Here is a 26,134-nt window from a genome sequence, read left to right on the forward strand (position 1 = left end):
ACCGTCATGTTGAACTTTTTTCAACACCCCATCATAAAAGTTGCCATCATGCCAAGCCGCTTTGCATGCGGATTACCTGCCGTGTGGGGTGCCGAAATAAATTCGGCATGACGGTTTTTCTCTCTTACTTCTTATATCTTGTTTCTTGATTCTTGCCTCTTGATTCTATTTCCTGTTCTTCCTATACCACTCCCCGAATGATTCCTTCGGTGCATCCGGCATATCGCGGTGCTTGTACCAGGGGTTCAGCGGATTGTTTACAGCGAATGGCACATGCTTAATAACCCAGCGACCTGCTTTGCCTGCCAGCCGGTAAACCTTTGGCGAGGAAAGCGTATAAGCCATAGCCTGCATGGCAGCGGCTTTCTTTTTATCGCCGTAACCTTCTTTGATGATTACCTGTCGCCATTTATACAGCTGCTCGTGAATATCGATCTTTACCGGACAAACATTACTACACGATCCGCAAAGCGTGGACGCGAATGGCAAATCGGCGTATTGTTTCATATCCAGGTTTGGAGCCAGGATAGAACCTATTGGCCCTGCCACTGCTGTATGGTAGCTGTGGCCGCCGCTGCGGCGGTAAACCGGACAGGTGTTCATGCAGGCCCCGCAACGGATGCATTTGAGCGAGTTGCGGAAATCTTCACGACCTAACTGTACACTGCGGCCGTTATCCACCAGTATGATATGCATCTCCTGCCCCGGCCTTGGTCGTTTAAAGTGACTGCTGTAAGTAGTTATGGGCTGGCCCGTTGCACTGCGGGTAAGCAGGCGCAGAAACACCCCAAGATCTTTACGCTTGGGTATCAGCTTTTCAATCCCCATGCTGGCGATGTGCACATCAGAAAGGTGCGCGCCCATATCTGCATTACCCTCGTTGGTGCACACCACAAATTCACCGGTTTCTGCTACCGCGAAGTTGACGCCGGTAAGCGCTGCTCTGCGCGATAAAAAGGTATTGCGTAAATGGATACGGGCCGTTTCGGTGAGTACCTGCGGGTCGGCTTCGCCTTTGACGCTGCCCAAATGTTCGTGGAATATATCGCCGATCTCTTCTTTTTTCTTGTGGATGCAAGGCAGTACAATATGGCTAGGCGGTTCTTTAGCTAATTGCACAATGAGTTCGCCCAGGTCAGAATCCACTACGCTGATGCCTTGTTCTTCCAGGTAATGGTTCAGGTGGCATTCCTCGGTCAGCATCGACTTGCTTTTCACCATCTGGCTGATGCCATGGCGCTTGAGGATACCGTGGACTATTTTGTTATGCTCCAGGGCATCCGCCGCCCAATGTACACGAATACCATTGTTGCTGGCCTGCTGCTCAAACTGCTCCAGATAGTCGGCCAGGTTGGATAGCACGTTATGCTTTATTTGCGAGGCAGCTTCGCGGAGTTCCTCCCAATCGGGTATCTGGTGCGATGCTTTATCGCGTTTCTGGCGCACAAACCAAAGGGTTTCGTCGTGCCAGTTTACCCGCTGCTCGTCTTCATTAAATACTTCGGAGAGTTCGGCGTGGTCTTTCATGCTACAGACTCCTTCACACCATTTAATATCTCGGCAATGTGTATCACCTTTACAGCGCTTTTTTGCCTTTTCAGGATGCCTTCCATATGCATCAGGCAACTAAGGTCGGCAGCGGTGATGTATTCCGCGCCGGCCTGGATATGGTCGGCCACGCGGTCTTTCCCCATCTTGGCCGAAACCGCTTCCTCCGCCACGCAAAAGGTACCGCCGAAGCCGCAGCATTCGTCGGCCCGTTTCAGGGGCACCAGTTCCACACCTTCCACCATATTCAACAAGCTGCCGGGTTTGGAGAATGGCGAGGCGGTCAATTCCGTCATTTGCGCCAGTTTAAGTCCGCGCTGCCCGTGGCAACTTTGATGCAAGCCTACACGGTAGGGGAATTTGGCATCCAGTTTCTCTACCTTTAAAACATCGGTCAGGAATTCGGTCAACTCGTATATTTTCTTTCGGATGCCGGTTGCTGCCTCCTCGTTATCATGCGTGTGCAGATGTTCCTTAATATGCAAAGCGCAACTGCCAGACGGCGAAACGATGTAATCGTATTCTGCAAAATTAGCTACAAATAAGTCGTTACATCCACCGGTTAAATGTTCGTAGCCAGAGTTGGCCATGGGCTGGCCGCAACAGGTTTGCTGTGCCGGATACCCTACCTCTACCCCAAGCTTTTCCAGCAACTCCAGGGTAGCAATTGCCGCATTGGGGTAAAACTGGTCGACGTAACAGGGGATAAACAAGCCTACTCTCATATTACAAATCTGCAGTATGTATCTAAATTAACCGTCCTCTACTGTATGCTTAAGCTTTAGTATAAGCCACCAATTCCTGGCGGGAGGTGCCCAAACCATCTATGCCCAGCTCCACCACGTCGCCGGGTTTCAGATAAACAGGCGGTTTAAAACCGAGACCAACGCCGGCAGGTGTGCCGGTAGAGATCACGTCGCCCGGCAGCAGGGTCATAAACCGGCTCACATAAGCTATCACGAAAGGCACTTTGAAGATGAAGTTAGCCGTATTGCCATCCTGCATTTTCTGACCGTTTACGGTTAGCCAAAGGCGCAAGTTATCGGGGTCGGCCACTTCATCGGGCGTTACCAGGTATGGACCCATCGGCGCAAAAGTATCGCAGCCTTTTCCTTTATCCCAGGTACCGTTGCGCTCCAATTGGAACTCACGCTCGGATACATCATTGTGCAGCACGTAACCAGCTATATAATCCGCCGCTTCGGCTTCCTCTACATAGGATGCTTTTTTACCGATAACCACAGCCAACTCAACCTCCCAATCGGTTTTTACCGAATTTTTAGGGATAACGATATTATCATTCGGCCCAACCAGCGAGGTGCTGCTTTTCATGAATATCACCGGCTCGGGCGGTATTGGTGCGTTGGTTTCGCGGGCATGGTCGGCATAGTTCAAGCCGATGCAAACGATTTTTGATGGCCTGGCTATAGGGCTGCCTAAACGGCTGCCTTCGGGTATTGGGGTCAATTCGCTTTGGTGCGCTTTTACGTAAGCTTCCAGTTCGGCAATGCCGCCACGTTCAAAGAATTTCTCGTCGTAATCACTGTTCAAAAAAGAGGCATCGTAGTTAACGCCATCAATATGCACGCCTGCTTTCTCTTCGCCGGCGTTGCCAAATCTTATTAGTTTCATCTTGCTTAGTTGTTTAATGTAATAAAGCCGCCATCTATAGGGTAATCGGTCCCCGTGATAAACCCGGCTTCGTCCGAACATAAGTACAAGGCCAGCGAAGCAACTTCATCCGGCTTGCCCATACGCCCGATGGGCTGGCTTTTGGATAGTTTCTCGAATATCTCGTCCTCTCTGCCAGGATAATTTTTTGCGATAAAGCCATCTACAAATGGTGTATGCACCCTTGCCGGCGAGATACTGTTGCAGCGGATATTATCGGCCATATAATCGCGTGCTACGGATAAGGTCATGGCAAAGATGGCGCCTTTGCTCATAGAGTAGGCAAACCTGTCGGTAATACCCACTTGCGCCGCTATGGATGCCATGTTGAGGATAACCCCACCGCCATGCAGCTTCATGCCTGGCACCGCCGCAAAAAGGCAGTTATAGGCACCTTTTACGTTTACGTTGTAGATGCGGTCCAAATCTGCTTCGCTGGTGTTCAGCAGGCTACCTACATGGGCAATGCCCGCATTGTTTACCAAAATATCCACCTTGCCTATCTTATCGAATACAGCTAATACCGCCTGCTGATCGGCCACGTTGGCAGCATGTGCTTCTGCTTTACCGCCTGTGGCGCTAATTTCTTCTACAACACCGCTTGCTGCATCGGCATTTAGTTCTATGATGTGTACCGTTGCGCCTTGTTGGGCAAACAGCAAGGCTATGGCCCGGCCTATGCCGCTGCCACCGCCGGTAATAACGGCTATTTTATTTACTAAGCTAAACATGCTTTTACTTAAGTTTATAATGAAACGCCTCTCTTCCAGGGAATAAAATCGTCCTGCCCCAATTGCACAGCTTTGGGTTTGATATTGCCACTGGCTACCTCTACCACGTAATCCAACAAGCGGTGCGTGGCTTGTTCTATCGTTTCTTCTCCCTCTATAATAGTACCGCAGTTAAAATCGATGATATCGGGCATGCGGTTATATAGTTTGGTGTTGGTTGATAGTTTTACTACCGGCGTAATGGGGTTGCCCGTTGGGGTGCCTAATCCTGTAGTAAACAATACAATATTACTGCCCGAGCCTACTACCGCCGTGGTGCTTTCTACATCGCTGCCTGGCGTACACAGCAGGTTAAGGCCCGGCTTAGTCACTTTCTCCGGATAATCCAGTACCGCTGCCACGGGCGATGTGCCGCCTTTTTTGGCTGCACCTGCCGATTTGATAGCATCAGTAATCAACCCGTCGCGGATGTTGCCCGGCGATGGATTGGCGTAAAAGCCCGAGCCATCGGCCTCGGCCCTGGCGGCGTAAGTGGTCATCAGGTTCATGAATTTCTGCGCCGTTGGCTCGTCTATGCAGCGGTCGCTCAGTTCCTGTTCCACGCCGCAAAGTTCGGGGAACTCGGCCAGTACCACGCTACCGCCTAGCGTCACCAAAATATCCGACAGATAACCCAATACCGGGTTGGCCGATATGCCGGAGAATCCATCAGACCCTCCGCATTCCAGGCCTATATTCAGCTTGTTCAAAGGAGCAGGCTCGCGCTGCTGCTTATTTGCTTCTATCAGTCCGGCGAAGGTTTGCTTCAACGCCTCGTGCAGCAGGCGGCTTTCGGTACCCAGCTTTTGCTGCTCTAAAATCATTAAGGGTTTGGAGAAATTGGGGTCGCGTTTTTTGATCTCTTCCTGTAAAATGCTGGCCTGCGCATGCTGGCAGCCCAGGCTTAATACGGTTGCGCCTGCCACATTGGGATGGGTGATATATCCGGCCAACAAGCCGCAAAGCGCATCAGAATCGGTACGCGTGCCGCCGCAGCCCATATCGTGGTTCAGAAATTTGATGCCATCAACGTTAGCGAATACCTTCCGCGATGATTCGCCCTCGGGTGTCATCTTCAAATCGGCCTGCAAAATCTCCTGTACGGATTTGCCCGTTTGCAGCATCTCTATCAGTTGATCCACCTCGTCTTCATAACCGCGGGGCTTCGCAAAACCCAGTTTCTCCAGCATAGCCTCCTTTAACACGTTGATGTTGCGGTTCTCGCAAAACACCAGCGGTATCACCAGCCAGTAATTGGCCGTGCCCACGCTGCCATCAGTACGGGGATAGCCCATAAAAGTCCTCTCCGCGTAAGCGCTAACATCGGGCCGGTGCCATTGCGTTTTGCGGCTGCCCAGCTTAAAACCGTCGGCGGCATGCAAGATGTTCTCGGTTGTAATTGCCCCGCCCTGCGGTATGTACTGACTGGCTTTGCCTACCAATACGCCATACATATGTATCTCGTCGCCCGGCTGAAGCGCCTCAAGAGTAAATTTATGTTTGCCCGCTACATCGTCGGCCAGCACCAGGTTGGTGCCGCCATGTTGTATGGGCGTACCTTTGGGTAAATCGGTAAGGGCCACCAATACGTTATCGGCAGGGTGAATCTGTAAAAAAGTAAGTTTATCTTTTGCTACCATGGTAGTATTTTTGATTTGCTCCTGTCGGATGCTCGGTTTTATTATCGGTTCGTAAAATTAAACACCAATCGCGTGTTCAAAATGGATAATATCCAAAAAAAGATGGATAATAACGTTATCCGGCGGCAATAAAAAACTAAAGGTCTTTATTATAATTGCTTAACTCAGTTTAAAATGGCGGGCTTCAGCCGGTCTGCGGGTCCATATTCACAAAATAAACTCTCCCTAAAAACACACCTATACTGCGCTTTAATCTTTCTATTGCAAGGCAAGAAATCGGCGCACACTTCAATATGTATAACTACGCAGGGTAGCATACAAAGGAAAGGTATGCCCCTAAAGAATGCTTAACCATTATATGCCAACTATTAAGCGATATTGGGATAGTTATTAAGCGAAATATCCCTACTGTATTTGTGCGCTCAAGTTAAAACAAATCCACGTGTTTCTCATTTATTATCAGGCCACTTAAGGCCATACAGCATTTTGATGAACAAAAAACGCATCGCAATAATTGGTGGCGGCCCCAGCGGGCTGTTTATGTTTAAACGATTGGTTGATACCGGCGATGCCGAAATCAGCATAACCATTTTCGAACGCAAAAAACAACTTGGCGCGGGCATGCCATACAGCCCCGAAGGCGCAAACGACGAACACATCACCAATGTATCGGGCAATGAGATACCTGAACTGGTAACATCTGTTGCCGACTGGATTGCCGCCGCGCCAAAGGAACTATTGGCTCATTATCAAATCACCTCCCAAAGCTATAACGACTACAAAGTGCTCCCGCGCCTGCTTTTCGGGCAATACCTATCGGCACAGTTCGATTTGTTGATGCAACAGGCCCGGAAGCATGGCATCAGGGTAGATGTGCATTTTGAAAGCACAGTTAGCGATATTATCGACAAGCCTGATGACAAACAGGTTGCAGTAGAAGTGAATGTCAACAACCTGCAACATTTCGACACGGTAATTATCTGCACCGGGCACAACTGGCCCAAAAAATACGAAGGCAAAGTACCGGGATATTTCGATTCGCCATATCCCCCTGCTAAGCTTTGCATTAAAACAAACCACACGGTTGCTATAAAAGGTTCGTCGCTTACCGCCGTAGATGCGATACGCACACTGGGACGGGGGAATGGGAAATTTTCTATAGAGAAAGATGGTAAACGTGTTTATCATTTGGGCATAGATAGTCCCGACTTTAAAATCATCCTGCATTCGCGCAACGGGTTGCTGCCAGCAGTGCGCTTTCATTTGGATAACCCGCACCTGGAGAACGACACGATATTAAGCGAGGAAGAAGTAGATGAGCACATCAAAAACAACGACGGCTTTTTGTCGCTAGATTATATTTTCGAGAAGGACTTTAAAGAACCCATCCGCGAAAGGCAGCCCGATTTTTATGCCCACATCAAGGATATGAGCATGGAAGCATTCGTAGAAGAGATGATGGGAAAGCGCGAGCGACAAGATGCATTTGCGTTGCTGAAAGCGGAATATGCAGAAGCTGAACGGTCCATAAAAGCACATAAATCCGTTTACTGGAAGGAAATGCTGGGCGTATTGAGCTTTGCCATGAATTACCCTGCCAAGCATTTATCTGCAGAGGATATGCAAAGATTGCAAAAAGTGTTGCAGCCGCTCATCTCGGTGGTGATCGCTTATATTCCGCAAAGCTCCTGCGAAGAACTAATGGCTATGCACGACGCAGGAATATTGGAAATTGTTTCCGTTGGAGAAGATAGCGAGGTAAAACCAGGCCAACCCGGTGGTGCGGTATATGCGTACACCGATGATGCCGGTAAAAAACACGCCGACCATTTTGAAACATTTGTAGATTCTGTAGGGCAGCCGCACTTAGCCTATGACGACCTGCCTTATCCAAGCCTCATCAAAAATAAATCGGTAACACCTGCCACGCTGAAATTCAGGGATGCGGAAAAGGGCAAGCAGGCAATAGAAAAAGACGCAGAGAAAGTTAAAACCGATGGAAAAGGCAATTATCGTTTGATTGTACCGGGCATTGCTATCAACGATAATTTCCAGATAATAGATGAGCTTGGCGCATACAACAATCGCATTTATATGATGGCCGTACCGTATATTGGCGGCTACAATCCCGATTACTCGGGACTTGACTTTTGTGAACAAGCATCAGGACTAATTATGGAAGCCTTGCTTAAAAACAACGCATGAGCGAACAAACATCCACCGAAGTAAAACTGTACATGTTACTGCTTGGCTCTAAAGCCCCCGGCAGGCATGTAGAGCAGCACGACGTGTTCTTTGGGATAGCGGCATCGTTAAAGGACCTGGTGCCCGACATCAAAGCCTTTTGGAAAAACACCGGTAGCACCCTGCACATCGACGGCTGGCGCGAGGTAAACCGGGTGGATGGCTACCGAATCAGCGTTATTTTAAAGGAAAAAGCGGTTATACCGACTGACAATCGCCTCTTCTTCATCAACCTTGGCGGCTACCAGTCGGGCAAACTGGAAGAGCAACATTACACCGTGCTAACTGTACAAACCGATCGTGCTGCTGCCATACAGCAATCCAAGAAAACGGTATTCTTCCGCAACAATACCATCGCCGGCATGAAGGGAGCTAACTCCCATATCGATGACAAGTACGGGATTGATGTGGATGATATCTACAATATTGAGGATATGCTATCCCCCGGATTAAAAGAGAAGTATCACATCGAAATAACGCCCGGAGTAGATTTACCCGAGGATGAGGTACATTTAGGATATTTTAGGTTGGAGAAATTGGTGTGAGTTTTAAATCTGTGAGTTAAATTAGTCGGTATGAAAATTTTGCTCGAAGTTAAAGAGAGTAAAGCCGCAGCCCTTCTCGAAGTGCTGAACGATTTGCCATACGTTAAAATTGATGTGCTTACGCCTGTGAGAGCCAAAGTTCTGCAAGACTTAAAAATTGCGGTTAAGGAACTTAATTTGGTTCTGTCGGGCAAACTCGAGGCACGCGATGCCCATGAACTCCTCAACGAACTTTAACATGACCCGTCCCGCCACCCCTACCGACGCCCCAATTGTCGCCCAACTAATTATCCTGGCTATGGGGCAAATCCTTGCCGGCAAATTCGCCAATAGTAACGACCCTGAAGTTATTCACGCTTTGTTCACCCGTTTTGCAGGACTGAAAGGCAATCAATACAGCTATGAGAACATCATACTCTGGGAAGAAGACAGCGCCGTATGCGGCATGATAATCGCCTATGATGGCGCGGAGTTGGATACCTTGCGGGACCCCTTCTTAAATTACACCCGCGCAGAGTTAGGTTTTACCGGAACGCTTGAAGATGAAACTCAAAGCGGCGAATATTATATCGACTGCCTGGCGGTGTTACCGCAGTATCAGGGCAAGGGCATAGCCAAAGGTTTAATAAAAGCTTTGTTTGATACAGCAGCAAAGTTGGGGCACCATACCGTGGGCCTGCTGGTAAGCAAGGGGAATGATAAGGCGCAAAAACTATATACAGGGCTGGGTTTTCAGGTTGTTGGCGAGAAAGGATTGCTTGGTGGCAGGCACTATCATTTGCAGAAGCAATTGTAAAAGGGTAATGTTTTCCTTTGCCTGATAGCGATGTGTTTAAAACCCATCGCTATCAGGCAGCAGGGTCTATTACATACTTATCATCGCTTTTATCACTCCGTTCTCCGGTTTCAACCAGCTTTCAAAATTATCAACCACTTCATCAAAATCAACCCGATGGGTAATGTACACATTGGGGTCTACCAGGCCTTTCTTCATCGAAGCTATCACATGCTCAAAATCGGCGCGGGTGGCGTTTCGGCTACTCATTAGCGTGCCTTCCCGTTTATGAAATTCGGGGTGACTTACCATCAATTCACCTTTCTGCAGACCAACCAGCACGTAACGCGCGCCATGCGCCATATAATAAAAGGCATTATTAATGGCCTTTTGATTACCCGTGGCATCTATTACTACCGTTGGCATATCGCCGCCGGTTATCGCCATCAGTTGTTCTTTTACATCGGCATCGAGGGCGTTAACCGTGTGGTTTACACCAAGCTTATCCTTACAAAAAGCCAGGCGTTGCGGGTTCACGTCCATGGCAATTACCTGCCCGCCCGCAATGCGGGCAAACTCCATAATGCCCAGGCCTATCGGCCCCGCACCTACCACCAACACATATTCTCCCGGCGATACATCGGCACGGCGCACGCCATGTGCGCCTATGGCCAAGGGCTCTATCAGGGCCAGTTCGTCAAGGCTCAAACCATCGCCATGTACCAATAAATCTGTACGTACGTGTAAATACTCGCGCATCCCGCCATCGGTATGTACGCCGCAAACCTGCAGGTTTACGCAACAATTGGGCTTTTGGCTGCGGCAGGCAATGCAATGCCCGCAATTGTAATAAGGTATAAAGGTTACCTTTTCGCCAATTTCAAAACTTTCGGCATTGCCGGTATCGGTTAGCTCGCCTGCAAGCTCGTGCCCCAATATGCGTGGATAGCTAAAAAATGGCTGTGTGCCCTCAAAGGCATGCAAATCTGTGCCGCAAACGCCAATGCGGCGGATACGTAGCGTGGCATAGCCTTCCTTTGGTTCGGGTATATCCGCTGTGCCATAGTGCAACGTACCAGGCTCCATACAAACCAGTGTTTTCATCATATTTATTTAGCAGCCAGTATTTGGTACGTGGCACCTTTTTTAGTTGTAAAAGTAAGTAGATAACTGCTTCCATCGGGTTTTGATGTACCTACACCTGCAATTTTCACCGGCCAATTGCTGCGCAATTGGCATTGCCCGCCTACTACCGATGTGATTGTTGCAGCCGTAAGTTTATGCGCTTTCCAGCTGATGCCCACCTCAAAGTTGCCACGTGCTTTAAGGCCTTTTACGGTGCCGCTCTCCCAGGCATCGGGCAGGGCAGGCAGCAGGTAAACTTCACCGGTTTGGCTTTGCAGCAGCATTTCGGCAATGCCCGCTGTGGCTCCAAAGTTGCCGTCGATTTGAAACGGCGGGTGCGCATCAAACAAATTGGCATAGGTACCGCCGCCCTGGGCGTAATCGGTTCCTTCTTCGCCAGTAAGGTGCAGCAGGTCGCGCACCAATTTATAAGCATGGTTGCCATCCTGCAAGCGGGCCCAGAAGTTTATTTTCCAGGCCTTGCTCCAGCCGGTGCCTTCGTCGCCACGCAGTTCCAGTGTTTTACGGGCAGCGGCCGCCAGGTCGGGTGTGGTATTGGGCGATATCTGCTCGCCCGGGAAAAGTCCGTACAGGTGCGATACATGGCGGTGGTGCGGATCGGTTTCGTCCCAATCTTTATACCACTCTACTAAATTACCTTTTTTGCCCACATGAAAAGGTAACAGCTTTGCCTGCCTGGCTATCACGGTATCGCGCAACGCCTTGTCTAAATTCAACTTTTCTGATGCGGTAATAAAATGGGCAAACAAATCGCGGATGATCGACATATCCATGGTGCTGCCCAATGCAATGGTACCTTCATTGCCATGCTCATCTTTAAAGGCGTTCTCGGGCGATCCGCTCGGTGCGGTAACCCAATAGCCATCTTTATCTTTCACCAGCCAGCCGAGGGTAAAATCAATAGCACCTTTCATCAGCGGATAGGCTTTGTCGCGTAGAAAAGCTTCGTCTTTTGTGAACAGGTAATGATCCCAAAGGTGGCGGCACAGCCAATCGCCACCCATGGCCCAATTGGCCCACATCGGGTCGCCAGAGCCATCACCAACGGGATTTGATAATGCCCATATATCGCTGTTGTGGTGCACCACCCAGCCGTTCAAATTATAAAATTCCTTAGCGGTTTTTTTGCCGGTAACCGCCAAATCGGCGGTAAGGTGCAGCAGAGGTTGATGCAACTCGCTCAGGTTGGTTATCTCGGCGGGCCAATAGTTCATTTGTGCGTTGATGTTGGTGGTATAATTCGAACTCCAGGGTGGGCGCAATTCGTTGTTCCATATCCCCTGCAGGTTGGCCGCAGTACCACCCGGGCGCGAGCTGGAGATAAGCAAGTACCGCCCAAACTGAAAGTACAGCGTCTCCAAGCCCACATCTTTATCGCCCTTGGTATAGGCCAGCAAGCGTTGGTCGGTAGGCAGGGTAACGGTATCGGGCCGGCTGCCGGTAAGCCTTAATGAAAGGCGGTTGAAATAATGATGATAATCATCCAAATGGGCGGCCAATAATGCTGTGTATGGCCTCAGATTAGCAGCTGCCAGGTATTTTTTGCTGATGGCCAGTTCATCTTTACCCTGCATAACAGGGCTTTTATCGAAACCATTGTAACTGGTTGCTGCGGATAGATATATCGTAACCTCCGTAGCATGGCTGATGCTGATGCCCGAGGTATCTGCCGATACGGTGCCCCCTTTGTTTACCACTTTGGTAAACCAGGCGTAACGCACCCCCTTGGTGAGGGAGTCGTCGTACCGTAGCGGGTCGCGTTGCAGGTTGAGATAGTTGGGGTCTACATGGGTTGGCGCTTTACCTGCGATAAGCAGGGTGTTTAGCGACACGACGGTTTTCTTATTCTTTAGTAGTGTATTGGCCAGTACCTTCAGGCTCAACTGCCCGGGCTTATCGGCAGTTAGCCTTATGACCATCACCTGCGCCGGGGCCGAAGAAAACATCTCGCGTTTATAGGTAACGCCATTGGCCGTAAACCTGGTAGTGGCTATAGCGTTGCTGATATCCAGGTCGCGGTAGTAGGCGCTAACGGCACCTGTGTTTTGTTTGATGCGGATATCTCCCAACGGCAGATACCCTTCCGAGTAATGGCCCTGCATCTTTTTGCTCAATTCGATGGCCTTTTTATAATCACCCGCGAAAATAGCCTCGCGTACCTGCGGCAGATACGCCGGCGAACCCGGGTTTACCGGCCCTGAGACCGGCCCGCCCGACCATAAACTACTTTCGTTCAACTGGATAAGTTCATCTTCCGGTCTGCCGAATATCATGGCACCTAAACGACCGTTGCCTACGGGCAGGGCCTGTGTCCACCGTTTTGCGGGCTGGTTGTACCAAAGTTTAAGGGGTTGCTGGCATAGGCCGACAAGCGGCGCCCCAAACAGCAGCAATGCAAATAACTTCTTCATAGTTGGCAAGTCGTTTAGTACAATCGATTGTAATAAACCGTCTAAATAACGCTTGTTTTGGCTGGAATCAAAACATTGATGGGGATTTATTTTACGCAAACGTTGCCGCAGAGGTGGCTAGTACGATTTAATGTCCGCTACAATTATTACTAAATCTTATCCAGTTGTATATGCATTTCGCTGCGCCACTGCCCTTTCCATAAATTTCATGTAAAATTCATCCGATAACTTGTATATTACGATGCAAATCCTTTGGTTTGCTTTTGACAGTACGGGATAAAACGGGGAATAAAAGCCGCATGCCGTAATGTCATACCCAAGGGTGACTAATTGCCTTGTTTAAATAAAAAAGCCGGGTTTACAGGCAATGCACTAAACTAATCCGTCGAAAACACATCTCAACAATAGGTTTTTGCCGTATTTATATAAAAATCAAGCGGTTCTAAAGTTAAAAAAACAAAAGGCGCCATTATCTTATTCCGTTTAAGCAGGGTGTTTATCACCGGATTGTCTGTTTACGATTAAGCTAAAAAACTGGCAACATTGTTGATAAAACTAAAAACTATCGCCTTGATTACTTAAAACAATTTTATAGATTAGGACGATCATAATCAGAAAGGTATATATGGAAGCTAAATTTTCGCCGCGTGTAAAGGATGTGATACAGTACAGCAGGGAGGAGGCGTTGCGCCTTGGCCATGATTATATAGGTACAGAGCACCTTTTGCTGGGCCTCATTCGTGATGGCGATGGCGTGGCAATCAAATTATTAAAAGGGCTCACCGTTGATACCGCCAAATTGCGCCGTGCCGTGGAAGATGCCGTAAAAGGCACCATCGGCACTAACGTGCACATAGGCAGTATCCCGCTGACCAAACAAGCCGAAAAAGTATTAAAGATCACTTACCTCGAAGCGAAGATATTCAAGAGCGACGTTATAGGTACAGAGCACCTGCTGCTTTCTATCCTGCGCGATGAAGACAATATAGCTTCACAGATATTGACGCAGTTCAGCGTTAATTACGAGGTATTTAAAGGCGAAGTAGAATCGCACAAAAATGATGTTACCGACGAGATGCCCGGCTCATCTACCGGCGGCGACGACGATTTTAAAGAAGACGACAGCTTTACCCAACCTAAAAAGGTTTCGGATATTAAATCCAAAACCCCCGTATTGGATAACTTTGGCCGCGACCTGACAAAAGCTGCTGAAGAAGGCAAGCTTGACCCGATAGTGGGCCGCGAAAAAGAAATTGAGCGTGTATCTCAGATCCTTTCGCGTCGTAAAAAGAATAACCCAATCCTTATTGGCGAACCCGGTGTAGGTAAAAGCGCCATTGCCGAAGGTTTGGCATTGCGCATAGTACAGCGCAAGGTATCGCGCGTGCTGTTCAACAAACGTGTGGTTACCCTTGATCTTGCCTCTTTAGTGGCAGGCACCAAATATCGCGGCCAGTTTGAAGAGCGCATGAAAGCGGTGATGAACGAGTTGGAAAAATCTCCGGATGTCATCCTGTTTATAGATGAAATACACACCATTGTTGGTGCGGGCGGTGCAAGCGGCTCATTAGATGCATCTAACATGTTCAAACCGGCTTTGGCCCGTGGCGAGATACAATGCATTGGCGCAACCACGCTTGATGAGTACCGCCAGTACATCGAGAAAGATGGTGCTTTAGATCGTCGTTTCCAAAAAGTGATGGTAGAACCTGCCACACCAGATGAAACGGTTGAGATACTGAACCGCATCAAAGAAAAATACGAAGAGCACCACGGTGTAACTTATACCGATGAGGCAATCAACGCTTGCGTTACCCTAACTACCCGCTACATTACTGATAGGTTTTTACCGGACAAGGCTATTGATGCGCTGGATGAATCGGGCTCGCGTGTGCATCTTACCAATATCCACGTACCACAACAGATACTGGATATTGAGCAGAAGATTGAGCAGATCAAAATCGAAAAGAACAAGGTTGTACGCAGCCAGAAATACGAAGAAGCAGCCAAACTGCGCGATACCGAAAAGCACCTGTTAGAGGAGCTTGAGCAGGCTAAAGCCGTTTGGGAAGCCGAAACCAAATCCAAACGCTACACCGTATCTGAAGATAACGTGGCCGAAGTTGTTGCCATGATGACCGGTATCCCTGTTCAACGTGTGGGCCAGGCCGACAGCCTGAAACTGCTGAACATGGGCGACACCATCGCCAACAAGATCATTGGTCAGGACGATGCGATTAAAAAGCTCACCCGTGCTATACAACGTACCCGTGCAGGTTTAAAAGATCCTAAAAAGCCTATCGGCTCGTTCATATTTCTGGGCCCAACCGGTGTTGGTAAAACCGAGCTTGCCAAAGAGCTTGCCCGTTTTATGTTTGACACCGAGGATGCGCTAATACAGATAGACATGAGCGAGTACATGGAAAAATTCGCCGTATCTCGTTTAGTGGGTGCGCCTCCGGGCTATGTAGGTTATGAAGAAGGCGGACAGCTGACCGAAAAGGTACGCCGCAAACCCTACGCCGTTGTGTTGTTGGATGAGATCGAGAAAGCACACCCCGATGTATTCAATATCCTGCTACAAGTGTTGGATGAAGGCCAGCTGACCGACTCACTGGGTCGCAAGGTGGATTTCAGGAACACCATCATCATCATGACCTCAAACATTGGCGCCCGACAGCTGAAAGATTTTGGCCAGGGTGTTGGTTTCACCACCGCTGCCAAAACTACACAGGCAGATTCGCACTCTCGTGGCGTGATAGAAAACGCTTTGAAACGCGCCTTCGCTCCTGAGTTTCTGAACCGTATCGATGATGTTATCGTGTTCAACTCATTGGGTAAAGACGAAATCTTCAAGATAATCGATATCGAACTTGCTGCCTTATTTGGCCGCGTAAATAGCCTTGGTTACAAAATTGAGCTGACATTGGCTGCCAAAGAGTTCATTGCCGAGAAAGGTTACGACTCGCAATTTGGTGCACGTCCGTTGAAACGTGCCATCCAGAAATACCTGGAAGACCCGATTGCCGAAGAGATACTGAAAGGCGAACTCACCGAAGGCGATACCATGGAAGTAGACTACGACAAAGATGCCGACCAGGTGAAAGTGTTAGCCAAAAGCAAAACAGCCGGAGAAGACAAAACGCCCGAAGAAGAGCAACAGCAATAAGCGAAGAGCTTTTGAGATATTGCAAGCCCCCGGAGAGATTCGGGGGCATTTTTGTGAGATAAAACGCTTATTATTTATCCCCCACCGGCTCATAATCTACAGGCAACAGCTCGGCTATGCGGTATCGCCCCCACTCTCCTTCAACTAATAAATAAGCCGGGTTTGCGACAATACCATTCTGATCGAAAAAAGCATAGTTGGCGTTTATAGTTAAAATAGTAGCATCCGACGACTTATTATATTTAATGTAGAAGCAATCCTCAAAGCCGATAGCATACATACCCGGCAGGTCTGTTGGGTGCACAAAAGTGGAGGCCGTAATGGGTGTCTTTATCAGTGTTTGTATATACTTGTCGTTTAAACCATCAAAGGCCGGGTTGGGTTTTCGTATAAGCCGGTAAATTACAAATCCTTCCTGTGCCGTACTATCCACAATAAGCGAACGCAAAAAGTGCATAGAAGAACCAAGATAGGTTTCGCGCCGTCTTTTTTTCCACCGGCGTTTTTGATTTAGCGAACCCGGCATTTCCTCAAACGTAGATGAACCTTCATAATACAACAAGCCCGATTGTTCATTCTTTTCAAACTTATTCAGCAGATACTTTATCCGATAACCCAGGTACTTGTTTTCAATCACCAAAAAATCGTAGGATGAACCCGTTAATATGCGTTTACTTTTATCATAATCGAGCGAGAGGGCGTCCGCGTCGACTATTTTACAATCCCGGGCGGCGGCAGATGTACCTAAAAACTCATCTTTAAATTTCTGAAGGTTGCTCTCCCAATCGTTGTCTATGACTACCTTAACTTCCTTCAACTGGGTGGTTTTTGCTAAAAGTTTGATATCGGTTAGGCTGATAGGTTCATTGGCCGCCCTTACGGTTTCACGGTAAGCATCAAAACCAACCACCGAAACCACAAACTCGTATTGGCCGGGTTTCACATTCCTTAAGCTAAAGCTACCATCCTCGGCGGTTTTATCGCCCACGGTGGCATTACTTAAAAACACGCTGGCATTGGCAATGGGTTTGTTATCGGCAGCATTTATCACCTTGCCGGTAATGGTTATTTGTGCCAGGGTTGCAAAGGGCGCAAGCAGAAAAAGTAAAAAGCAATATCTCATATGGTTTAGCACTCAGACGGTAAAACGAACTACAGTTTATTTGAACGCCCAGGAACAGCAGAAGCAACCAACTTCCCATAGGCGGAGTCTTAAAAGCATTAATTAGCTCCTGTAAACTTCATCAAAATCTTCATCGGGTATGATAACTCTATAGGCCCGGCTTCCGTTTTTTTAATCTGTGCCGTAGCTGAGATATCTTTGGTGATTTGACTTTCGGTAACCCAGCCGGTAGTTTTATCAATCTTCATTCTGGCGGTATACCTACCGGAGGGCTGCATCAGACGTATCAAATAGACTCCCGATTTTTTAAAGGCCGGCACTTTATCAGATGTAATAACAGCAGTACCACTCACATCATAATATTTGTCGGCGATGGCATTTAAGGTGTAAGTTGTTTTTGTTGTTAAGGAAATGGCTGCTGCCTCTGTAGCGTTTACGGTTGTCCAGTTACCTTTAACCGCAAGTGGCACTTTAGGAAATATTACGAAGGTTTCCTGCAAGTTTCCTTTAATGCTTTTCTCTCCAAACGATTGCTTCATTTGCGCTATAACCTGTGCCACTTGCGCATCGCTAATTGGCGGAAAATCTTTTATAACGCCCGCAAACAGGCTGTCGATATTCTTAACCTCTACAATTTTCCCTCGTCTACTCATTACTATACCGAAGGGCTTGTTGATCATACTGCGTACAAATTTCGATATCAGGTCCTCAGATTTAAGGTCGCTGCTGAATTCTATTACCTTACCACCAAATTCCATGTGCATCCCCAGCTTTTTATATATAACTTCCATTTCGTATAAAGTATCCTTTATAGCGATTACCTTATGGGCAGTTGTACCACTGATGGTGGTTTTTACTATCTGGTGTAAACCATTTATCAATTGGTCTATGTCCATATCAGCATTTATGGTAATATTATAAGTGCTGTCTTTTTTGAGGTTTAATTCGAGCCTGGCCGTTTGGGCGTAGCTGTTTATACTGATAAACAGCATTAATAAGGTTAGGCTTTTTTTCATATTTCTATTTGATATCAGTTAAAGATGCAGATAGTTATCAGGAATAGCAAATGGAAAAGGCTAAGATCAGGCGAACAGTCCTTGCGGTAACATCTTCAAAAATGCCATCGCCTTACTGTAGTCTAACACCTCGTACTCAAGGCCCAGAAACCTGATGTTCTTATAACAGGTATCGTGAAAATTATAATAGTGCTTTTCCGATTGCAGGAACCAAGCCTTTTTTCCGAGTTTCTCAGCCAGGAACCATTTTTCTAACAGCCGGGCGCTACGGCCATTACCATCATAAAACGGATGTACTTTAACGAATACAAGATGTATAAGGGAAGCAAAATAGAATGTCTCTGCCACACTTAGCTCAGCATCCAGCAGTATCGCTATATCATCATATAGTTTCGCCAATTCACTTTCTACATGTGGGGGTAAACAGGCAACATATTCTATCTTACCGTCTGTGGTTACCACGAACATGTTATCCATACGCACTTTACCCCTTTGCTCTTTTTGAAGTATGTGCCTGGTAAGCAAAACATGAGCCTGCCTCAGGGCCTCAGCGTTTAGGTTATTGGATTGCGCAAACAGATAAGCATCGTACAAATCATCTATCTTTTGCGTGTAATCGGGCAGGAACTTCGCCCCGGATATTTTATGCTTGACAAACGAATCGAGGTCTATCTGCTCGCCTTCTATCTTAGACGAAAATACTGCAGAAACAGAAGTATAAAAACTGAAAGTATCAGCCGACAATTCACTTTCGATTAGTTGAAGGAACGCAAGCTCAACATCGCTGTCAAAACTTCCGCAATAACTTTGTAACATATCTACGGGCAATATATTTAGGCGGAGATCCATCATACTTATACAATAATAACAAAAATACATACCGAACCAACGTTTAAGAAAACCGCTGTATTACGAGTAACCCAAGTTCTATAAACCCAGTGTTAGCTATAGTCGGTTAGTACCTACGTATCGGCATCTGCACCTAAAAGCCATCTTTGATGATATTATCAGTCCAATAATTTAAATAGATAACAAACATTTCACCATCGTGTTACTCCGCTGCCCCTACGCTCTTCCAATAAACATCCGGGTCGATCTTTATATCAGGGTTATCGGTAAGTTGCTTGCGGTAATTTTTGATTTGCCCGATAAATCCGATTCCATACCCATGGGCAATATTTTCAATATCATCTAAGTCGATAAGGTCATAAATATTTATCCATTCATCATCAATTAAAACTTCCAACACCGGGTTAAGCAAGTACATGCCGTTAGCCAATCTCACAAAAAGTTTTTTGTTGTATTTATCATCTTTATTAACCTCGTTTTTTGCAAGTATGCTTGAGATATATGGTCGTTTCCTTCGGTACTCGGGCACTACTTTAGCGTCAAGATCATCAAAAAAATTCGAAAAGTCTATCGTTTGAAAAGCAAGGCTATTATTTTTCCTTGAAAAATAGGATCGTGCCGACTTATTTATCTGTGTTATCAGGTGCGTACGCAACACTGCTATCATATAATTGAGCATTAAAAATTCCGCCTGGTGGCTATCAATCTTTATCAGCCTGTTGTTTATTTTCACCTTTATGCTTTCCCCTTTTAAAAAGGTGTAAAAGCGATTGACGACTCTTTGCTTGTATCCAGCATCCACATGAGCTTTCAAAAGGGCTAATTGTAGCGGGCTCCTTCCAAAATTATCTGTTACATTAATTTTAGCACCATTGTCAATAAGGTAGCTTACTATTTTTTCGGCCCCGTGCGATATCGCAAGCATGAAAGGCGAAAGATTTATCTCGTTAGGGAAATCAACGCCGTACTTTTGCAGTTTTGGCTGAAGTGCTTTAATATTATCCTGCTGATAATCTGCAATCATTTTTTTCAAAATATGCTTGCCTTCATGTTCCCAGCGCTCCGCAGGCCGGTATTTCAAAAGGGCTAACCTGGTAAAATAACCCTGTTCGCCGTAATAAAGTGCATATTCAAAAAGTCGATCTTTAGCTTTTTTATTAAAAGCATCGGGGTTAAGTGCCTGGGATAGTAAATTTTTCAGCCCCTGCCTGGTAGTTACTTCCCAGGGCACAGGTTGCAAATGTAAAATTTGTAAACGTATGGCGTTAGCTTGCTCCTGCTTACCCTGCATCTCCAATTTCCGCGCTTCTTTTTGCCACTCCTCGTTGCTGGAAGACTGCCCCTTTACCGAAGATTGCTGCTTAAAATTGGTTAAGCCTAACAGGGCCAGCAATTCGTGTTTCTTATTAGTTTCTATTACGTATAAGTTTTTCACAGCCCGGGTTATGCCCACGTAAAGCGAGTTTACATAAAACTTATATTCATCCAGGGATTTATCGGCCTTATCCTTCGCCCTTGAAAACTTCAGGCTATCTTCCTTCAAATCCTCGGCGGTAACACCATTGGTTAACTCCCGGAATTCTTTATCATAACCGGATATGGTATTAAATAAAATTATATTTTCGTACTCGAGGCCTTTAGCCTCCTGTACCGAGAACAGGAGCGGCGTTTGAAAAAAGGCTTTAGCCTGGGGCTTGTCTTCGTTACGCATAACCAAAACTGCAAACCTGGCAGACTGCTTTGTTTTTTGATTCAGATCGGCTTTTATGGTGTTATTATTTTCTAAAAACTCTACTTCGCCGCTATGTTTGGAATTTGGTTTTACAAGGTACGTGCTTTCCTTATCGATAGAGCCAAAACGCGCGTTTTTTATCAACAATAATTGGTTGGCTATTTTGGTAACTTCGGGCGTATTACGGTAATTGGTGGCCAGTATTCGAATGATGTTGGCTTTCAGGTCCTGTTTATAAAACAGCGTTTTAATTTGCGCCCATGAAAAAAAGTTCGGGTGTACTATCTGGTTAGAATCCCCGCAAAGAATAAAATTTGCAGGGTTATTCAACGACTTTAAAATTACCATCAGTTGCACATTGGTAATATCCTGTACCTCATCCACAATTATATAATCATACTTGGGCTCAATTCGCTTAGATAGATCATATGCGACCAGGTTACTGTCAAAAAAACTCCCTGATTTTAGCCAATCCAGGTACTTAGTGAACAAGTCATAAACCAATTGCCGTTCGGCTACAGGGAAAATAGATTGCTTTATGCCAAGAGAAATGTAATCCTGAAGCGTTAAAAACGGCTTATCAACTACGGATCCGGTGATTACGCCTTTAAACTCTTCGAATATTTTGTACACATCTTTTATTTTGTGGCTTTGGCGGTATCTCGAAATCCATTGTTCAAAAGTTCGATAGTCAACTTCAGCACCTTTGGGTACCTCAATAGTTGATAGGTATTCAAAAAACGATAGAAATTCAATTTCCTGTTTCTGATTTTCGTAATCAAAAGAATAATACAAAAGGCTTGCGTTTTCAACCAGGTAAGATGAAAGCGTTATATATAATACTTTACCTACAAGCGTTTTAGCTTTCTCTAACGTGATTGCCGTTTTGCCGCTACCGGCCGAGCCAATAATAATACTCGGTGCCGGTATCTGTAGTATTTCTTCCTGTATTTCATCAAACGACAGGATTTTATCCAATAAATAAAATGATTTCTTACGCGGATTGATGTACCCTATGGAAGTTGTGTCAACCTCGTTTATTTGCTGCTCATTGTTTATAGAAATAAGTTTGCTCTCGTCGATAATAGCACCATTTAAAAACCTTGATTTATCATAAGCATGGTTTAGTATTAATTCTAACACAAAAATGTAACGCTTTGATTCAAATACGCCGATGGTAAACAATAACCGGTTAGTATCGTCAAGCTTTGCTCGATAATAACCGCTGCCCGCCATTTTTTTTACATCGGCAGCACGAAAGTCGCCGATTTTTAAAAAACCTATTACCTTATCAACTTTGTCTCTTAGTTTACCGGTCTCTAAATTATTATACAGCAATACATCCATCAAGAAGATTTAAATCAGTTTAGTTATACCCAGTTTATTACATTACATCCTAACAGCAGCTATTTAGTTAGACAGCGTTATTGCCGTAAAAGTAACAAAACATACAACGCTGATGCAATTTTACACATACAGTTTTTAAACGTGTTACAGTTGCCTGGAGTGAAGTCAAGTAGAATATTATCGGATAAATACATATCAGTCGTCTGCATACCCGTGCATCAAAAAAAATGTTCCTCCACCTCATTTCAGGCAGAATTTCGGCAACTTATTATGCATGCATAAAATACATACCGAATACCGTTTTAAACTTTGGTATAAGTTGTTAAAAATTATATTTTTTAATTTTATATATTTAACAAATTTTATTCTGCTAAAAAAATTAACAAAGTACAATATACTTTTTAAAAATATTTTTTTATTCTGTTGTTAATCGCGGGAGCTATATCTAACTTACAGAAACAGTTTGTAACCTAAATATCCGTCAACAAATTTACTGTTTACGTACATCGTAAAATATAAAAAATGAGTTCATCAGCAGATACTACCGGCGCTATAGAATTAAACAAGTATAGCAAAACCTTTACGCAAGACCCAACCCAACCGGCCGCGCAGGCCATGCTTTACGGTATTGGCCTTACCGACGATGATATGCGTAAGGCGCAAGTGGGTGTGGCCAGCATGGGTTACGATGGCAACACCTGCAACATGCACCTGAACGATTTAGCCAAACTGGTTAAGCAAGGCATCTGGAACGAGGATATGGTGGGCCTGATATTTCATACCATTGGCGTAAGCGATGGCATGAGCAACGGTACCGAAGGTATGCGCTACTCACTGGTGAGCCGCGATATTATTGCCGACTCTATCGAAGCGGTTACCGGCGCGCAGTATTATGATGGCATCATCACCCTGCCGGGTTGCGATAAAAATATGCCTGGCTCTATTATGGCTATGGGCCGTTTAAACCGCCCGTCTATAATGGTGTACGGCGGTACCATTAAACCTGGCCATTGGAAGGGCGAAGACCTGAACATTGTATCGGCATTTGAGGCCCTGGGTAAAAAGATAGCCGGGCAAATTACGCCGGAAGATTTTATGGGCGTGATAAAGAACGCTTGCCCAAGTGCGGGCGCCTGTGGCGGTGTGTACACAGCCAATACCATGGCCGCCGCTATCGAAGCACTGGGCATGAGCTTACCTTACTCCTCATCAAACCCGGCCCTAAGCGAAGATAAAAAAGCAGAATGCCTGGCTGCAGGTGCTGCAATTAAAATATTGTTAGAGAAAGACATCAAACCATCCGATATCATGACCCGCGAAGCATTCGAGAATGCGATGGTGGTGATTATGGTATTGGGCGGAAGTACCAACGCTGTGTTGCACATGATAGCCATGGCCAAAAGCGTAGGTGTAAAGGTAACGCAGGATGATTTCCAAACCGTAAGTAACCGTATCCCGGTACTGGCTGACATGAAGCCAAGCGGTAAATACATGATGGAAGACCTGCACAACGTTGGCGGGGTACCTGCGGTAATGAAATATTGCCTGGCCCAGGGCTGGCTGCATGGCGATTGCCTTACCGTTACCGGGAAAACCATTGCCGAAAACCTTGCAGATGTTCCTGAACTGGATTTCGATACCCAAAAGATCATCTTCCCGGTAGAGAACCCGATAAAGGCTACCGGCCACTTACAGATTTTATACGGAAACATTGCCGAAGGTGGCAGCGTTGCCAAAATCAGCGGTAAAGAAGGAACGCATTTTGAAGGCCCTGCCCGCGTGTTCGATGGCGAGTTTGAACTGATAGCAGGCATCCAGAGCGGCCGCGTACAAAAAGGCGATGTGGTGGTTATCCGCAATGTGGGCCCTAAAGGCGCTCCGGGCATGCCGGAAATGCTGAAACCAACCTCGGCCATATTTGGCGCAGGTTTGGGTAGCTCGGTAGCCTTGATTACTGATGGCCGTTTTAGTGGCGGTACGCATGGTTTTGTAGTAGGCCACATCACCCCTGAAGCTTTCGACGGCGGTGCGATCGGCCTCATTAAAGACGAGGACAAAATTATCATCGATGCCACGACCAATAAAATCAATGTGATCCTGTCCGACGAAGAATTGGCCGCCCGCAAGGCAGCCTGGCAGCAACCGGCGCTTAAGGTGACCAAAGGTTTACTTTACCGCTATGCAAAAACCGTTACATCGGCTGCAGAAGGTTGCGTAACAGATGAGATGTAGAAGCCCCCTAACCCCCTGAAGGGGGAACAGAAGGTCGGATCGTATTAATAACATAAGATTAAAATGAATCGGTGCAATCGTAAAAATCGGTGCAATCGGTGAAAACAAAAAAACAAACAAAATCGGTGTAATCATAAATCATCGGTGTAATCACAAAACAATGGAAACAATCACACAGGAAATCGGTGTAATCGAAGAAAAATCGGTGAAATCACAAGCCGTAGAAGTTTCAGGGTCGGTAGCTTTATTAGAGGCTTTGATTGTGGAAGGTGTGGAAACCATTTTTGGTTACCCCGGCGGCGCTATCATGCCTATTTATGATGCGCTTTACGATTATAAAGAAAAGCTGAACCACATCCTTGTCCGCCATGAACAGGGCGGCATACACGCTGGCCAGGGTTACGCACGTACCTCCGGCAAAGTGGGCGTGGTATTCGCTACAAGCGGCCCCGGTGCTACTAACCTGGTTACCGGCCTGGCCGATGCACAGATAGATAGCACACCGTTGGTTTGTATCACCGGTCAGGTTTTCGCGCACCTTTTAGGTACCGATGCCTTCCAGGAAACAGACGTGATCAACATCACCACCCCGGTTACCAAATGGAACTACCAGGTTACCGATGCTACCGAGATACCGGAAGTAATTGCCAAGGCATTTTACATCGCCAAAAGCGGTCGCCCGGGTCCGGTTTTGATCGATATCACCAAGAACGCGCAGATACAGAAATTCAGCTACGAAGGCTATGTAAAATGTAACCATATCCGTAGCTACAGGCCGAAACCAATCGTCCGTCATCAATACATACAAGAAGCCGCAGAGTTGATCAACAGCGCTAAAAAGCCTTTCATCATCTGGGGACAAGGTGTAATATTAGGCAGCGCCGAGCAGGAATTTAAAGCATTTGTAGAAAAAAGTGGTATCCCCGCAGCCTGGACCGTATTGGGCGCAGGTGCCATCCCAACAGATCATCCACTAAACGTTGGTATGCTAGGCATGCATGGTAACTACGGACCAAACGTGCTGACTAACGATTGCGATGTACTCATCGCTATAGGCATGCGTTTCGATGATCGTGTAACCGGTCGCCTGGATAAATATGCCAAACAGGCTAAAGTGGTGCATTTGGATATCGACCCTGCCGAGATCGACAAAAACGTAAAATCAACCGTACCTGTATGGGGCGATTGTAAAGAAACGCTGCCTTTGCTTACTGCATTGGTTGAAGAAAAACAACATACCGATTGGCTGAAGACCTTTAACGAATACACGGCAAAAGAAGTTGAAGCGGTGATCCATAAAGAGCTGAACCCCGAAACCGGCGAAATGACCATGGGCGAGGTAATCAAACAACTAAACGAAATTACCAAAGGCGATGCCGTTATTGTTACCGACGTAGGCCAGCACCAGATGGTAGCCTGCCGTTACGCCAAACTGAATAAAACCCGCAGCAACGTTACCAGCGGCGGTTTGGGCACCATGGGCTTTGCCCTTCCGGCTGCCATAGGCGCTAAATTCGGTGCGCAGGAGCGCGATGTTATCGCCATCATCGGCGATGGTGGTTTCCAGATGACCTTACAGGAGTTGGGTACCATTATGCAAAGTAAAGTTGATGTAAAGATCATCATCCTCAACAACCGTTTCCTGGGTATGGTACGCCAATGGCAGGAGTTGTTCAACGAACGCCGTTACTCTTTCGTAGATATCCAAAGCCCTGATTTTGTGATGGTGGCCAAAGGTTATGGCATCGATGGCAAATCCATTTCGGAACGCGAGGATCTGATCCCGGCATTGAACGAAATGATGAGCCATAAAGGCGCATTCCTTTTAGAAGTAATGGTAACCAAAGAGAACAACGTGTTCCCGATGGTACCACAAGGATGCAGCGTAAGCGAGATTAGGTTAAAATAGAGGCCAG

General features: G+C 46.6%; 18 protein-coding genes. 7 read left to right on the forward strand and 11 right to left on the reverse strand.

Going from position 1 to position 26,134, the window contains the following annotated elements; all coding sequences use genetic code 11:
* Positions 1 to 165: 165 nt before the first annotated feature.
* Genes E2R66_RS00540 through E2R66_RS00560 form a run of 5 tightly spaced genes read right to left on the reverse strand, consistent with a single transcriptional unit; the run spans position 166 to position 5,629 of the window.
* Complete coding sequence (locus E2R66_RS00540; RefSeq protein WP_133230325.1) at positions 166 to 1,527, reverse strand: lactate utilization protein B; 1,362 nt, start codon at positions 1,525 to 1,527, stop codon at positions 166 to 168.
* Positions 1,524 to 2,273 carry a (Fe-S)-binding protein gene (locus tag E2R66_RS00545; protein WP_133230327.1) on the reverse strand — a complete coding sequence of 250 codons (750 nt, stop codon included), beginning with the start codon at positions 2,271 to 2,273 and terminating at the stop codon, positions 1,524 to 1,526. The genes E2R66_RS00540 and E2R66_RS00545 overlap by 4 nt, the downstream gene beginning before the upstream one ends.
* A gap of 49 nt (positions 2,274 to 2,322) precedes the next feature.
* On the reverse strand, positions 2,323 to 3,180 hold the full coding sequence (locus tag E2R66_RS00550; protein WP_133230329.1) for a fumarylacetoacetate hydrolase family protein: 858 nt from the start codon (positions 3,178 to 3,180) through the stop codon (positions 2,323 to 2,325).
* Between the two features lie 5 nt (positions 3,181 to 3,185).
* Positions 3,186 to 3,950, reverse strand: a complete 765-nt coding sequence (locus E2R66_RS00555) for an SDR family NAD(P)-dependent oxidoreductase (RefSeq protein ID WP_133230331.1) — start codon at positions 3,948 to 3,950, stop codon at positions 3,186 to 3,188.
* A gap of 14 nt (positions 3,951 to 3,964) precedes the next feature.
* Positions 3,965 to 5,629, reverse strand: a complete 1,665-nt coding sequence (locus E2R66_RS00560) for a UxaA family hydrolase (protein WP_133230333.1) — start codon at positions 5,627 to 5,629, stop codon at positions 3,965 to 3,967.
* Between the two features lie 489 nt (positions 5,630 to 6,118).
* On the opposite strand from E2R66_RS00560, the gene E2R66_RS00565 reads away from it, so the two are divergent.
* The 4 genes from E2R66_RS00565 to E2R66_RS00580 are packed head-to-tail and all read left to right on the forward strand — an operon-like array spanning position 6,119 to position 9,214.
* A complete protein-coding gene (locus E2R66_RS00565; RefSeq protein WP_133230335.1) occupies positions 6,119 to 7,834 on the forward strand; it encodes an FAD/NAD(P)-binding protein in 1,716 nt (571 codons plus the stop codon).
* Entirely contained in the window at positions 7,831 to 8,418 is a 588-nt protein-coding gene (locus E2R66_RS00570) for a DUF1543 domain-containing protein (protein ID WP_133230337.1), read from the forward strand. The genes E2R66_RS00565 and E2R66_RS00570 overlap by 4 nt, the downstream gene beginning before the upstream one ends.
* Positions 8,419 to 8,448: 30 nt before the next feature.
* Entirely contained in the window at positions 8,449 to 8,655 is a 207-nt protein-coding gene (locus E2R66_RS00575) for a hypothetical protein (protein WP_133230339.1), read from the forward strand.
* A 1-nt stretch (position 8,656) separates the two neighbouring features.
* A complete protein-coding gene (locus tag E2R66_RS00580; RefSeq protein ID WP_158288303.1) occupies positions 8,657 to 9,214 on the forward strand; it encodes a GNAT family N-acetyltransferase in 558 nt (185 codons plus the stop codon).
* A 69-nt stretch (positions 9,215 to 9,283) separates the two neighbouring features.
* Here E2R66_RS00580 and E2R66_RS00585 read toward each other — a convergent pair whose 3' ends face one another.
* Positions 9,284 to 10,300 (reverse strand): zinc-binding alcohol dehydrogenase family protein, encoded by a 1,017-nt coding sequence (locus tag E2R66_RS00585; protein WP_240049196.1) that lies wholly within the window; start codon positions 10,298 to 10,300, stop codon positions 9,284 to 9,286.
* Positions 10,301 to 10,302: 2 nt separating this feature from the next.
* Positions 10,303 to 12,750, reverse strand: a complete 2,448-nt coding sequence (locus E2R66_RS00590; RefSeq protein ID WP_133230343.1) for a glycoside hydrolase family 95 protein — start codon at positions 12,748 to 12,750, stop codon at positions 10,303 to 10,305.
* Between the two features lie 625 nt (positions 12,751 to 13,375).
* Here E2R66_RS00590 and E2R66_RS00595 point away from each other — a divergent pair.
* Entirely contained in the window at positions 13,376 to 15,919 is a 2,544-nt protein-coding gene (locus E2R66_RS00595) for an ATP-dependent Clp protease ATP-binding subunit (RefSeq protein WP_133230345.1), read from the forward strand.
* Between the two features lie 70 nt (positions 15,920 to 15,989).
* Here the strand turns inward: E2R66_RS00595 and E2R66_RS00600 are convergent, their stop codons facing one another.
* The 4 genes from E2R66_RS00600 to E2R66_RS00615 form a co-directional block, all read right to left on the reverse strand.
* Positions 15,990 to 17,042, reverse strand: coding sequence for a carboxypeptidase-like regulatory domain-containing protein (locus E2R66_RS00600; protein ID WP_133230347.1), 1,053 nt, complete (start codon positions 17,040 to 17,042; stop codon positions 15,990 to 15,992).
* A 98-nt stretch (positions 17,043 to 17,140) separates the two neighbouring features.
* On the reverse strand, positions 17,141 to 18,058 hold the full coding sequence (locus E2R66_RS00605) for a DUF6263 family protein (protein ID WP_133230349.1): 918 nt from the start codon (positions 18,056 to 18,058) through the stop codon (positions 17,141 to 17,143).
* A 66-nt stretch (positions 18,059 to 18,124) separates the two neighbouring features.
* Positions 18,125 to 18,910: a Fic family protein gene (locus E2R66_RS00610; RefSeq protein WP_204985843.1), complete on the reverse strand. Its 786-nt coding sequence runs from the start codon at positions 18,908 to 18,910 to the stop codon at positions 18,125 to 18,127.
* Positions 18,911 to 19,109: 199 nt separating this feature from the next.
* The gene (locus tag E2R66_RS00615; RefSeq protein WP_133230351.1) at positions 19,110 to 21,986 is read right to left on the reverse strand and encodes a UvrD-helicase domain-containing protein; all 2,877 of its coding nucleotides are present in this window, start codon (positions 21,984 to 21,986) and stop codon (positions 19,110 to 19,112) included.
* A gap of 522 nt (positions 21,987 to 22,508) precedes the next feature.
* Between E2R66_RS00615 and ilvD the strand changes: the two genes are divergently transcribed.
* Entirely contained in the window at positions 22,509 to 24,218 is a 1,710-nt protein-coding gene (gene ilvD / locus E2R66_RS00620; RefSeq protein WP_192901933.1) for a dihydroxy-acid dehydratase, read from the forward strand.
* A 160-nt stretch (positions 24,219 to 24,378) separates the two neighbouring features.
* Entirely contained in the window at positions 24,379 to 26,127 is a 1,749-nt protein-coding gene (gene ilvB, locus E2R66_RS00625; RefSeq protein WP_133230353.1) for a biosynthetic-type acetolactate synthase large subunit, read from the forward strand.
* Positions 26,128 to 26,134: the final 7 nt, after the last annotated feature.

It is taken from the genome of Mucilaginibacter psychrotolerans (assembly GCF_004519315.1).
In the GTDB taxonomy this organism is placed as follows: Bacteria; Bacteroidota; Bacteroidia; order Sphingobacteriales; family Sphingobacteriaceae; genus Mucilaginibacter; species Mucilaginibacter psychrotolerans.